The organism is Halomonas sp. LS-001 (assembly GCF_052983955.1).
The window spans coordinates 2,754,978-2,768,085 of record NZ_CM129816.1 but is presented as its reverse complement, the minus strand read 5'-3'; the positions used below and the strand labels follow the sequence as shown (position 1 = coordinate 2,768,085).

Below are 13,108 nucleotides of genomic sequence, written 5' to 3'. Positions count from 1 at the left end.
CATTGTTCGGTGATGACAAAAGGTTGTTCGCTATGCTAAGTGCCTCGGTGTTTATCCAACGAGTGGGAGGGATGTCGCCCGCAAAAGCCTGCCTGTTACTGAGCCTGCCGATGGTGGTGCTGTTTTGGTTAGGCCTGCAGGGTCAGGGCGGAATAGTCGTAGGGCTTTACGCGCTTGTGGCCCCTGGGTTTGATAGCGTTAACGAGTTGCTGCTTTATTATGCTTGGTGGCCGCGCCTCTCGATTGCGCTGTTGGCCGGGGGCGGCTTGGGGCTGGCGGGTGTACTCATGCAGCAGGTGCTGCGCAACCCCTTGGCGTCGCCGACCACCTTGGGGGTCGCATCAGGCGCAAATCTGGCGTTGATGACTGCTACCTTGCTGGCACCGGGACTGCTTGTGGTTGGGCGCGAATGGGTCGCCTTGGTGGGCGGCGCCCTGGCAGTGGGGTTAGTGTTTTTGCTCTCATGGCGGCGCGGTTTGGCGCCGATCGTGGTGGTGCTGGCGGGTCTGGTGGTGAACCTTTACCTGGGAGCGCTCTCTACGGCGCTGCTGCTGTTTAACCACGAGGCGTTGTCGGGGTTGCTGATTTGGGGTGCGGGGTCGCTGGCGCAGAACGGCTGGGATGGGGTGGCGATCCTCTGGCCACGGTTGGCGATTAGCTGTGTTGCCGCCTGGTTTTTGCTGCGCCCCCTGGCAGTGCTGGAGCTTGACGATGCCAGCGCCAGAAGCCTTGGTGTATCGCTGACCTATCTGCGCTTTGCGGGCATGGGATTGGCGGTATTTATTACCGGTAGCATTGTCAGTGTGGTGGGCATTATCGGCTTTATTGGCCTGGCTGCGCCCAATATTGTGCGCATGGCCGGAGCCCGTCGATTAGGGCCAAGGCTACTCTGGTCGGCACTGCTTGGAGGCGTGTTACTGGCAACCACGGATCTCTTGCTACAGCAGTTCGGTGGCATGGTGGCGGCCTTCATTCCGACTGGGGCGATTACCGGGGCGCTGGGGGCGCCGCTGTTGATGTGGCTGATTCCCCGCTTGAAACTGCAGAGCGATCAGCCGCCGAAAGGGGCGGGCGTTTTCGCTCATCGCCATCCGGCACCTTTGCGTCTGGCGACGGGTTTAATCCTCGCATTACTGGGTGCGACGCTGCTTGGGCTGCTGGTCGGCCAGGGGGTTGATGGCTGGTACTTGCTGGCGCCGGATAACTGGAACGTGATGCAGTGGCGCATGCCGCGAGTGATGGCGGCTGCGGCCAGCGGGTTGATGCTGGCGATTGCCGGGACGATTCTCCAGCGCCTTTCCGCCAACCCCATGGCCAGCCCCGAAGTCCTGGGTATTAGTGGGGGCTGTGCCATTGCGCTGATTCTGGGGATTTTCCTGCTGCCCGCGCCGACCAATATGATGCTGATTGGCGTCGGTACCCTGGGGGCTTTCGCGACATTGGTGGTGTTGGTGGGCATCAACCGCAAGAGCGGTTATCTCCCCGAGCGTTTGCTACTCACCGGGGTGGCCGTCAGTGCGCTGTTTGATGCAGTGCGCAGCGTGATGCTGGCGGGGGGTGACCCACGTGGACAGCAGGTGATCGCCTGGCTGGCGGGCTCAACGTATTACGTGGATGTCACCAATGCCGTTGTCGTCGGTGGTATTGCTGCGGTATTGGCACTGGTCACGCTGCCCTTTACCCGCTGGCTGGATATCTTGCCGTTAGGCGCACCGACGGCCAAAGCGCTTGGGGTAACGCTGAACCGTGCCCGCCTGGCGCTGCTGTTGCTGGTGGCGCTGCTCACCGCCTGCGCCACCCTGGTGGTTGGGCCGCTGTCGTTTATTGGCCTGCTGGCACCGCATATGGCACGGCTGGTGGGCTTCTCTCGGGCAGGGCAGCATCTGCTTGGGGCAGCGTTGATCGGCATGTTGCTGATGGTGCTGGCGGACTGGGTCGGCCGTCAGATTATCTTCCCTTACGAGATACCGGCCGGCTTGGTCGCCTCCCTGATTGGTGGCGCTTACTTTATGTGGGGGCTGCGGCGGTTATGAGTCATGTGGCGGTCAAATCGAGTGAGTGCTCAGCAACGGTGGATCCCGCAGAGGCGTTGTTGGCGCTGTACCGCCAGCCGCCGCTGGATAACCTGAAACCCCCGATGTTTGGTCAACCTGATGAACCGACGCTGACAGCCTCTGCGTTGCTGGATCGAGACTGTTTGAGTGAGCAGCTGGCGCGCTACGGCCGCAGCCACGGTGACGATGCCGACCGCAAAGCCGTTGCTTCAATCTGGTCGAAGTATCATTTCAGTAGCGTCTCGATCCCGACGCTGGTGGCCAACCTGCTGTTGGGCCACGACCTGCCGATAGGTGGGAATGAGCTACGGCTGGCGTTGGGTGACAATGGACAAACGGCCCGTATCTGGTTGCCGCATGGTGGGGGCCCTGTGGTTTCTCATTTACCCCATGAGCGCTTTAGCACGCTGTTTGACGACCACTGCACACCATTGATCGAGTCGCTTGCTGCGATCTCGGGGCTTTCTGCCAAAGTATTCTGGAGCAATCTCGGTCACTACGTAGAGTTCGTAGGTAAGGCCTGCTCACGGCACCCGGAATTTGCTGGCGCAGGTGAGCCGCTGCTGGATTATCTCGATACCAAAACACTGCCTGATGGACGGCGCAACCCACTCTACCAGCCGGTGCGTTATCTCGAACTGGGCAGTGAAACACCCTCACGGGTGCGGCGGCTGTGCTGCATTAAATACCGGCTGCCTGGCGAGGCACTGTGCGGTGGTTGTCCGCTGAAACCTGAAAATAAACCGGCCAAGCGTCGGCGTTAACCTTTTGCGTTGCCAAGGAGTCTTGTTCGTGGAGCTATTGAGGATTGTCTGGCGTGATTACCGTTGGCCGTTTATGGCTGTGATATGTCTCAGCTTGGTCAGTGCCGGCCTGGGCGTCGGGGTCATTGCGTTTATCAATGAACGAATGCTGGGTACCTTTGCCGACCCCTGGCGAATTCTGCCAGAGTTTCTCGGTTTGGTGGGGTTGCTTTTGGCGATCACGCTGGCATCTCAGTTAGCCTTGACTACGTTGGGTCACCGCTTTGTTTATCGGCTGCGGGGTCAGTTGATCAAGCGCATTCTGGATACCAATATCGAGCGTGTCGAGCAGATCGGTAGCGCGCGCTTGCTGGCCAGCTTATCCAGCGATGTGCGGTATATCACCGTGGCCTTTGTGCGTTTGCCGGAGCTGGTGCAGGGTGGGGTGCTGACAGTCGGCGTCACTCTTTACCTGGCTTGGCTCTCGCCCGCGATGCTTGCCGTGACGGCATTGTGGGTGGTGTTTACGATTCTGGTGGGCATGCGCCTGGTGGCAAAAGTTTATCGGCATATGGCCAGGCTGCGCGACTCTGAAGACCGTCTCTACGAGGACTATCAGTCGGTCATCGAGGGGCGTAAGGAACTGGCGCTTAATCGCGACCGCGCCGAGTGGTTGTATCGCGATGTCTATACCCCTAACGCTGAAACGTATCGACACCATATCATTCGCGGTGATACTTACCATCTCAGCGCGGTGAACTGGTTCAATATCATGATGCTGGGCGCCATCGGCGTGGTGTTCTTTTTGGCCAACGGCCTGGGCTGGTCGTCGGCGCAGGTGGCGACCACCTTCTCGCTGACGCTGTTATTTCTGCGTGCGCCGCTGATTCAAGCCATTGGTGCTTTTCCGCCGCTGATCAACGCCCGGGTGGCGTTCGAAAAAATCAGTGCGCTCGATCTGGCCGAACATCACGAATCTTTCGGGCATTCCTCCCATCGTCATGAATGGCAAACGCTGGCGCTGGATCAGATCACCTACCGGTACCCCGCGGAAGAGGCGCGGCCGGGCTTTGCCATTGGTCCTATTGATCTGACGTTAAAACGCGGCGAGGTGATATTTCTGATCGGCGGTAACGGCAGTGGCAAATCGACTCTGGCCAGGCTTCTGACGGGACTCTACCAACCTCAAAGCGGCTGTATACGGGTCGATGGCAGGCCCCTGCAAGAGGAAGACTGGACGACCTATCGTCAGCACATTTCGGCTATCTACACCGATCTGCATCTGTTTGACCGCTTGATGGGGCCGGCAGGAGAGTCACCCGACCCGGCGCTAACGGAAGAGTGGCTGGCGGCACTGGGCATGCACAGTAAACTCGACTTCGATGGTGATCGGATCACCAACGCCAATCTCTCCCAAGGGCAGCGCAAGCGCCTGGCGATGCTATTGGCGGTGGCCGAACAGCGTGACCTGCTACTGCTCGACGAGTGGGCCGCCGACCAGGACCCTCAGTTCCGGCGCGTGTTCTACCGTGAGCTACTGCCGCAGTTAAGGGCGCTGGGCAAGACGCTGGTGGTGATCAGCCATGATGACCATTACTTTGACCAGGCCGACCGTCTGTTGGAGATGCGTGATGGCCAGCTCGTCGAGCTTTTCGGCGAACAGCGTGAAGCGGCCAGCCGTGATGCCGTGGCAAGGGTCAGTTAGCTGGCGCAGCGCCTAACGGGCGACCTCAGCCACAATTTCGTAGCTGCGCAGGCGGTCAGCATGATCATAAAAATCGCTGTTGATCATTAGCTCATCGGCACCGGTACGCGCCTGAAACGCCTCAAGTTCCGCTTTAACCGTCTCCGGCCCGCCAATAATGGCTGCCCCCAGAAACTGGCCGACCTGGGCCTGCTCAACCGGTGACCAGTCTAGCTGCTCAACCGGTGGCAATGAATGGGTCGGCTTGCCGCGGATCAGGTTTAAAAACTTCTGCTGCGTAGTCGTGGCCAGATAGTGGGCCATCGCATCGTTTTCAGCGGCCATGACCGGTAAGCCGACCATGGCATGGGGCTTGTCCAGGTGCTCAGAAGGACGGAAATTGTCACGATATAAGCGCAAAGCCTCGAATAAATACCCTGGCGCAAACTGGGCCGCAAAGGCAAATGGCAGGCCCAGCTTTGCCGCCAGCTGCGCGCTGTAGCCGCTGGAACCCAGCAGCCAGATAGGTACATGCGTGCCCTGACCAGGAACCGCTTTCACTCGCTGCTGAGGGTCTTCATCGGCCAGATAGCTGTGCAGCTCGTTCAGCAGTTGCGGAAAATCATCAACACCGGCATGGGCGTTCCGGCGCATGGCCTGCATTGTAGCGCCATCGGAACCGGGGGCGCGGCCTAACCCCAGATCAATCCGGCCAGGGTAGAGCGTTTCCAGCGTGCCGAATTGCTCGGCAATCACCAGCGGTGGGTGGTTAGGCAGCATAATGCCGCCGCTGCCGACACGGATTGTCGATGTTTGTCCCGCAATGTGACCGATCAAGACTGAGGTCGCTGCACTGGCGATACCCGCAATATTGTGGTGTTCGGCCAGCCAGTAGCGGGTATAGCCGAGCCGTTCGGTTAATTGCGCCAGCGCGACGCTATTACGAAAGGTCTCAGCGGCACTGCCTTCCTGGCGGATGGGCGCCAGGTCGAGGACGGACAGTGCGGTGGAAGCGAGTTGGCTCATGGATCACCTGCTAATCAATTCATGGGCACGTAAAGGAGAAAGTTGCTTAGCGTGCTTATTAATAGACTGTTATGCGGTCAGCGTGGGTGAATTGCAAGGGGGCGATTACCGATAGGCCAGCGCCCGGTAGCCACCCCATAGCCGGGTTACGGTGGTGATCAGGCAGGCAAGGGCGAAAAGACTGGCAAGCCAGGCAAAGTGTTGTGGAAACAGGCAGAACACAACCAGTGCGACCACGGTTTCGGTGCCTTCGGTCAGCCCTTCCATATAATAGAACGCCTTGTTGGGCAAGTCGGGGCGAACCGTCTCCTGCTGATCCGCATCGCGCTGCTGGGTGGCAATCGCAAAGGCCAGAAACGAGGTGCCTGTGCCAATAAAACCGAACAGTAAAAACGCAGCGGCCAGTGCGTTATCGGCGGGGTCAGCCAGGCCAAACCCCAGCACGACGGCGGCATAGAAAACAAAATCCAGGCCGATATCAAGAAAACCACCGGCAGTGCTTTGCTGGCCACTCTGGCGTGCCAATGCGCCATCCAGGCCGTCACCAATGCGGTTGATCACAATCGCCACCAGGGCGAGCCCGTAGTAACCAAAGGCCAACAGCGGAAGGGCGATGATGCCGATGATAAAACTCAACAGGGTCACTTGGTCTGGCGATAGACGGCCTTCAACGGCAGTCGCCAGCTTGAGTAGCGGGCGTTGCGTGAGTGGCATGGTCCAGCGGTCTAACATAGGATTTCCTCTAATAGTTGCATAGCGGGAAAAGCTCTCAGCCTAACAGTGTGGCGATGAGAGCAAACCTTACGACTTGTCGCAAAGCGGCAGCGGGAAAAATGGATGTTTGAAAAACGCTGCGCCGTAAAAGGCTGGATATTCAAGAACCTGTTATTCAAGAACCTGTTATTTAAGAACCTGTCGTAGCAAAAAATGTCAGTGAGGTATGATAATTTGCCGCATTATGTTGACGCGGTTAGCATTTTCCATCATCGGGAGTGTACCCATGAATGCCAGCAAGATTCTTCAACAATTGATGAAGCAGGCCTCAGGCGGCCAGCAGGGTAGTCAGCAGCGCCATAGCCAGCAGTCGCAAAGCGGCGGCCAGGAAGGTGGCTTTGATGTGCAGGGGATGTTGGGCGGTTTGGCTCGCCAGCTGGGCGGCGGTAGTAACCAGCGCAGAAGTGGTGGAAGTCAGGGTGGAAGCAGCTCAGGGCTAAATGTAAAAAGCCTGCTGGGTGGCGGTGCCATGGGGCTGTTGCTGGGCTCCAAGCGCGGCCGCAGCATGGGTGGCAAAGCGATGAAATATGGCGCGATTGCAAGCGTCGGCGCGCTGGCCTGGAAAGCCTGGCAAAGCTCTCAACAGAAAAGCGCTCAACAGGAAAGTTCTCAACAGCAAAGCCATCAACAGCAAAACCATCAACAGCAAAACTATCAGCAGAATAATACGCAGTCGCGACATGGCAACGCGACGTCTTCCTACGCACAGGAAGGCCAGCAAGTGGATGCACTGGAAGGTGAATTCCAGGAGCGCCGCAGCCTGGAGCTGCTTCAGGCGATGATCATGGCGGCCCGTGCCGATGGGCATATTGATGAACAGGAACAGGCGCTGATCAGCGAACAGATAGATGCGTTGGGAGCGGATGAGGAGCTTCATCGCTGGGTTCAGACGCAGCTCAATTCGCCGCTGGATGCCCAGGCGCTGGCCCGCGAAGCCGATTCCCCGCAGGCCGCACGGGAAATGTATTTGATCAGCGTTGCCGTAACGGATGATCAGAACCCGATGGAACGTGCCTGGCTGGATCAGCTGGCCAAGGCGTTGAACCTTCCACCTGATATGGCGGCGGAGCTGGAGCATCAAGCCCAGCAGGCAGGTTAAGCATGGAAGCACTGTGGTATTGGTTAGCCGTCGGCTTTGGCACAGGGTTATCACCGCTGGCACCGGGTACCGTGGGGTCTCTGCTCGGCGTGCCTCTGGCATGGTGGTTATTGGGGCGTTCGCGCCCCGTCGCCTGGCTGATTGTTGTGCCACTGATCCTGCTGGCGATTCCTCTGTGCCAGGTGGTGTCGACTCAGCTGGGCGGCAGTGATCACGGCAGTATCGTTGCCGACGAAATTGTCGCCTTTCCTCTGGTGGTGCTTGGGCTGAGTGCGGGTGCTGCACGCAGGCCGTGGGTGATGGCGATGGCTTTTGTCATTTACCGCTTTTTTGATGGATTGAAACCACCGCCCATACATTTTGCCGAGTTGGTCAGCGGTGGGTTCGGCATCGTGCTTGATGATGTGGTAGCGGCAGGGGTGAGCTTTGTCGTGCTGGCTCTGCTGTTAAAATCGATGAAACTGATGCGGCGGTCTTTTTGACCGCCCCTGAATCAGAATGTCGGGCCACCGGCTTCTTCGCCCCATACCTCTTCTAACCGGTCATCGCGTCCGCAGCTGAAACGGTAGAACTTATAACGCAGCGGGTTTTTCTGATAATAATCCTGATGATATTCCTCCGCCTCCCAGAAGGTATCAGCCGGTACCACCTGGGTGGCTATTTCGCGGCCAAAACGTGCTTCCATCTCAGCTTTTGAGGCTTCTGCCAGTTCGCGCTGTTCATCGTTGACATAAAAAATCGCTGAACGGTACTGACTGCCGACATCGCAGAACTGCTGATCCACTGCAAAAGGGTCAATATTACGCCAGAAAATTTCCAGCAGCTGTTCATAACTGATCTCGTCCGGCTGGTAATCGATGCGTACCACCTCAGCGTGGCCTGTATCGCCGCCGGTAATATCTTCGTAGGTCGGATTGTCCAGCTCACCGCCGATATAACCGGAAATGGTCGCCTGAACGCCGGGCTGATCATCGTAAGGTGGCTCCATACACCAGAAGCAGCCACCGGCAAAGATCGCCTCAGCGCTTTCTGACTCGTCGGCCGCTAATGAGGGCACGACCAACGCACCGGCCAGGGCGGTAACAACTGGCAGGAAGCGACGTGTTTGAGTCGATGTAACGGGGAAAGACATAATCGCTCCAATGATGGTTTCAAATACGGTTTTAATAACGGTTTTTAATAACCGTGTTTTTAATAACCATGTTTTTAATAACCAAGGTCTCAGTAACCGTAGGATCAAGGTGTACGGCATATGGACAAGCTTTGTACGTGACGGTTCCTTGTGTGATATATCAGTAACGGCTTGATGTCCAGACGTCATCAAGAATATTCAGCGCTGTTTCGATAGCGGGTTCATTTTGGCGTTCACGGTTCCAGATAAAACTTAGCGCGCAGGGCAGGCGGACATTCTGGGCAACGCACAGGCCGCTTTCCTGACGTTCCGCCATTGCCAGGGCGTCTCGCGCCAGGCTTAGCCCGACGCCAGCTCTGACCAGGTCAAGCATGCAGGCTTCCTGGTCAACCTGGGCGACCCGGTTGGGCTGAGCATTATGTTCTGCCATGACGCTACCCAGAAGGCGATGGTGGACGGAATCGGTAGGCGTGACAATCCAGGGCAAGCGCGCCATATACTCCCAGCGTGTATCCGCAAGGCGTGACTCCCAGCCGGGCGGCGCGACGACATGATAATCAAAGTGAGTGAGTTCACGGTAAGCAAGCGTGGGATGCTGGCTGCCGGTTCCCTCGCCAGGCGGTGCCAGATAAAACCCCACATCCAGATTGCCGCGCTCTACATGCCCCAGCACGCTGCCGCTCATGCCGTGGTGCAGCTCGGTTTCCAGCTGGGGCGCGCGTGCCATCAGGCGGCGCAGGAAATCGCCCAGGCGAATAAACTCCGGGTCGACAATGGTGCCGATCTTGAGTTGCCCGCGCAGCGTACTGTGAAGCGCCGCCGCCGTTTGCGAAAACGCCCTGGCGCTGGCCAGCGCCTGCTCGGCGGCAGGCAGCAGGGCCATGCCGTCGGCTGTCAGCGAGAGCCCCTGAGGGTGACGCCGAAAGAGGCTCAGCCCCAGCTGCTCCTGCAGCTGTTTAAGCTTGAGGCTGATGGCCGGTTGTGTCAGATGCAACTGCTGGGCTGCGCGGGAGACACTCCCGGTTTTCGCCACCGCCACAAAGGCGCGCAAACCGCCTAAATCGTGCATGACATTCCTTTTGATAGTGATATCAGTAAAGCTTATATCTGGCTTATGAATAACTCAATTGATCGTGGCGTTGGCTGAGCTAATCTGTCACTAGAGCGGCATTTCGCTGCTAAAGCTTAAACAAGGCTTAAATAAATCTTATAAGAGGGCGCCATGACAACTTCCATTGCACATTACGTTAACGGCCAGCGCACCACCGGCGAGAGCACGCAAACGCAGGATGTCTTCAACCCGGCTACCGGGGAAGTGACCGGGCAGGTCGCGTTGGCCAATAATCAGGATGTTGATCGTGCCGTCGATGCCGCGAAAGCCGCGTTTGCAGCGTGGGCTGATACACCGCCGATTCGCCGGGCGCGGGTCATGTTCCGCTTTCTTGAACTTCTGAACGCCCACAAGGATGAGCTCGCCGAAGCCATCACAAAAGAGCATGGCAAGGTGTTCACGGATGCCCAGGGAGAAGTGGCGCGTGGCATCGATATCGTTGAGTTTGCCTGTGGGATTCCCCAATTGCTCAAAGGCGACTATACCGAGCAGGTAAGTACCGGGATTGATAACTGGACAATGCGTCAGCCGTTGGGTGTGGTGGCCGGTATCACGCCGTTCAATTTCCCTGTCATGGTGCCAATGTGGATGTTCCCGGTCGCGATTGCGGCAGGTAATACCTTTATTCTCAAGCCAAGCCCCCTGGACCCCAGTGCGTCCCTGATGATGGCCGACCTGCTTAAGCAGGCGGGTCTTCCCGATGGCGTATTCAACGTCCTGCAGGGCGACAAGGACAGCGTGGAAGCGTTGATTGACCACCCGGATATCAAAGCCCTGTCGTTTGTCGGTTCCACGCCGATTGCCAACCTGATCTACGAGCGCGGCGCCCGGCATGGTAAGCGCGTGCAGGCGCTGGGTGGTGCTAAAAACCACATGGTGGTCATGCCGGATGCGAATCTCGATAAAGCGGTGGATGCGCTGATTGGCGCGGCTTATGGCTCCGCAGGCGAGCGCTGCATGGCGATCAGTGTGGCCGTGCTGGTGGGCGATATTGCGGATGGCGTTGTGGCCAATCTGGCAGAGCGGGCCAAAGCGCTGAAAGTGAAAGATGGCATGCAGCTGGATGCGGAAATGGGGCCGATCGTGACTCCTCAGGCCCATGAGCGAATTACCGGCTACATCAATAAAGGCGTGGAAGAAGGCGCTGAGCTGGTCGTGGATGGCCGTAACTTCGACGCTGGGAACACAGGCGATGGCTGCGCCGATGGCTTCTGGATGGGCGGCACCCTGTTTGATCACGTCACGCCTGAGATGACCATTTACAAAGAAGAAATCTTCGGCCCGGTGCTGGTGTGTATTCGCGTCCCGGATATCGCTACCGCCATTCAGCTGATCAATGATCATGAGTTCGGCAATGGGGTGAGCTGCTTTACGGAAAGCGGTAACGTGGCGCGTGAATTCGGTCGTCGCATTCAGGTGGGTATGGTCGGCATCAATGTGCCGATTCCGGTGCCCATGGCATGGCACGGTTTTGGTGGCTGGAAGCGTTCCCTGTTTGGCGATATGCATGCCTATGGGGAAGAAGGGGTACGCTTTTATACCAAGCAGAAATCTATCATGCAGCGCTGGTCTGACTCCATCGATGCGGGCGCTGAATTCGTTATGCCAACGGCAAAATAACGTCCATCTGTCGCCGGAGCCTGATCATGTCAAACGACCATAATAATACCAACGCCTTTGATTTTATCGTGATCGGCGCAGGCACCGCTGGATGCCTGCTGGCCAATCGTCTGAGTGCTAATCCGAAGCATCGAGTACTGCTGATTGAAGCCGGCGGACCGGATAACTACCACTGGATCCATATTCCAGTGGGCTATCTTTATTGCATCAATAACCCGCGCACTGACTGGCTGTTTCGTACCGAGCCCGACAAGGGGCTCAACGGCCGTTCGTTGATCTACCCGCGTGGCAAAACCCTGGGTGGCTGTTCGAGCATTAACGGCATGCTCTACCTGCGTGGTCAGGCGCGTGACTATGACCACTGGGCCGAGCTGACCGGCGACGATGCCTGGCGCTGGGAGAACTGTCTGCCTGATTTCATGAAGCATGAAGACCATCATCGCCTCGATGACGGCGGCGATGGTGACGAAGAGCATCGCCGTTATCATGGCCATGGCGGTGAATGGCGGATTGAAAAGCAGCGCTTGAGCTGGCAGGTGCTGGATGACTTTGCCAAGGCCGCTGAAGAGGCCGGTATTCCCTATACCGAAGACTTTAACCGTGGTGATAACGAAGGCGTTAACTATTTTGAGGTCAATCAGCGTGGCGGCTGGCGCTGGAATACGTCCAAAGCGTTTTTACGCCCCATCAAAGGTCGTTCTAACCTGACCATCTGGCATTCTACCCATGTGAACCGGCTGTTGTTCGACACTCAGGAGGGCACACCGCGCTGTAACGGTGCCGAGCTTCTGCGGGGAGGCAAGACCGTTAATGTCACCGCCAGCAACGAAGTGATCTTGAGTGCAGGCGCCGTTGGTTCCCCGCAAATTCTGCAGCTATCGGGGATTGGTGCGGCGGACCTGCTGCAACGTCACGGTATCGATATGGTCGCCGAGTTGCCCGGCGTCGGGGAAAATCTTCAGGACCACCTGCAGATTCGTTCGGTCTATAAAGTCCAGGGGGCCAAAACCTTGAACACCATGGCCAGTACGCTCTTCGGTAAAGCCATGATTGGCCTTGAGTATGTCGTGAAACGCACCGGCCCGATGAGCATGGCGCCGTCTCAGCTGTGTATTTTTACCCGCAGTTCAGATGACTACCAGCACGCTAATATTGAATACCACGTTCAACCGCTGAGCCTGGATGCCTTTGGACAGCCGTTACACAGTTTTCCGGCGATTACCGCCAGTGTCTGCAACCTCAATCCCAGCAGTCGTGGCACCGTGCGGATCAAAAGTCGTGACCCACAAACCGCCCCTGCCATTGAGCCTAATTACCTGAGTACGGAAGAAGACCGCAAGGTGGCCGCGGACTCACTACGCGTTACCCGGCGTATTGCCGAGCAGCAGGCGTTCGCCAAATACCAGCCTGAAGAGTTCAAACCCGGGCTTGAATATCAGAGTGATGACGAACTGGCCAAGCTGGCCGGTGATATCGGCACAACGATTTTTCACCCGGTAGGTACCACGAAAATGGGCCATGACGATGACCCGATGGCCGTGGTGGATTCAAAACTGCGTGTCAAGGGAGTGACCGGTTTGCGTGTGGTAGATGCCGGCATTATGCCGACGATTACCAGTGGCAACACCAACTCGCCCACGCTGATGATTGCTGAGAAAGCTGCGGGGTGGATCATTGCACCATCAAGGTGACAGTTTTTAACGGTAGGGTTGACGTGCGCTCGGTTAGAGCGCATGATGAGCGCAGTTGGTTAGCAAGTCGAACGTTGTCAGCAGTATTAAGACGCCTTAAGCGTTGAGTCTGGTGAAAGTTTCTTGTTTTACCCACTGCAATTCGGGTATTTCCCCGGCTTTAAATATCGCTTT

General features: G+C 57.4%; 11 protein-coding genes. 7 read left to right on the top strand and 4 right to left on the bottom strand.

The features are described 5' to 3' along the window. Positions 1-32 precede the first annotated feature (32 nt). From fhuB to ACU6TU_RS12515, 3 genes are read left to right on the top strand one after another with little or no spacing between them, the layout of a single operon-like run. The gene (gene fhuB / locus ACU6TU_RS12525; protein WP_447141738.1) at positions 33-2,033 is read left to right on the top strand and encodes a Fe(3+)-hydroxamate ABC transporter permease FhuB; all 2,001 of its coding nucleotides are present in this window, start codon (positions 33-35) and stop codon (positions 2,031-2,033) included. After that, positions 2,030-2,818 carry a siderophore-iron reductase FhuF gene (gene fhuF / locus ACU6TU_RS12520; RefSeq protein WP_447141737.1) on the top strand — a complete coding sequence of 263 codons (789 nt, stop codon included), beginning with the start codon at positions 2,030-2,032 and terminating at the stop codon, positions 2,816-2,818. Before fhuB ends, fhuF begins: the two co-directional genes overlap by 4 nt. A 28-nt stretch (positions 2,819-2,846) precedes the next feature. Continuing rightward, positions 2,847-4,502: a multidrug ABC transporter permease/ATP-binding protein gene (locus ACU6TU_RS12515; protein WP_447141736.1), complete on the top strand. Its 1,656-nt coding sequence runs from the start codon at positions 2,847-2,849 to the stop codon at positions 4,500-4,502. A 12-nt stretch (positions 4,503-4,514) separates the two neighbouring features. Here ACU6TU_RS12515 and ACU6TU_RS12510 read toward each other — a convergent pair whose 3' ends face one another. Beyond that, positions 4,515-5,507: an LLM class flavin-dependent oxidoreductase gene (locus ACU6TU_RS12510; RefSeq protein ID WP_447141735.1), complete on the bottom strand. Its 993-nt coding sequence runs from the start codon at positions 5,505-5,507 to the stop codon at positions 4,515-4,517. A gap of 105 nt (positions 5,508-5,612) precedes the next feature. Continuing rightward, positions 5,613-6,239 (bottom strand): CDP-alcohol phosphatidyltransferase family protein, encoded by a 627-nt coding sequence (locus ACU6TU_RS12505; protein ID WP_447141734.1) that lies wholly within the window; start codon positions 6,237-6,239, stop codon positions 5,613-5,615. 268 nt (positions 6,240-6,507) lie between these two features. Between ACU6TU_RS12505 and ACU6TU_RS12500 the strand changes: the two genes are divergently transcribed. Together ACU6TU_RS12500 and ACU6TU_RS12495 are read left to right on the top strand one after the other, a co-directional pair. Then, complete coding sequence (locus ACU6TU_RS12500) at positions 6,508-7,380, top strand: tellurite resistance TerB family protein (protein WP_447141733.1); 873 nt, start codon at positions 6,508-6,510, stop codon at positions 7,378-7,380. A gap of 2 nt (positions 7,381-7,382) precedes the next feature. Beyond that, a complete protein-coding gene (locus tag ACU6TU_RS12495; RefSeq protein WP_447141732.1) occupies positions 7,383-7,862 on the top strand; it encodes a phosphatidylglycerophosphatase A family protein in 480 nt (159 codons plus the stop codon). A gap of 11 nt (positions 7,863-7,873) precedes the next feature. On the opposite strand, the gene msrA is transcribed toward ACU6TU_RS12495, so the two are convergent. Beyond that, a complete protein-coding gene (gene msrA, locus ACU6TU_RS12490) occupies positions 7,874-8,512 on the bottom strand; it encodes a peptide-methionine (S)-S-oxide reductase MsrA (RefSeq protein ID WP_447141731.1) in 639 nt (212 codons plus the stop codon). A 160-nt stretch (positions 8,513-8,672) separates the two neighbouring features. Further along, a complete protein-coding gene (locus ACU6TU_RS12485; RefSeq protein ID WP_447141730.1) occupies positions 8,673-9,581 on the bottom strand; it encodes a LysR family transcriptional regulator in 909 nt (302 codons plus the stop codon). 153 nt (positions 9,582-9,734) lie between these two features. On the opposite strand from ACU6TU_RS12485, the gene ACU6TU_RS12480 reads away from it, so the two are divergent. Beyond that, complete coding sequence (locus ACU6TU_RS12480) at positions 9,735-11,243, top strand: CoA-acylating methylmalonate-semialdehyde dehydrogenase (protein ID WP_447141729.1); 1,509 nt, start codon at positions 9,735-9,737, stop codon at positions 11,241-11,243. 26 nt (positions 11,244-11,269) lie between these two features. After that, positions 11,270-12,934 (top strand): GMC family oxidoreductase, encoded by a 1,665-nt coding sequence (locus tag ACU6TU_RS12475; protein WP_447141728.1) that lies wholly within the window; start codon positions 11,270-11,272, stop codon positions 12,932-12,934. Positions 12,935-13,108 lie beyond the last annotated feature (174 nt).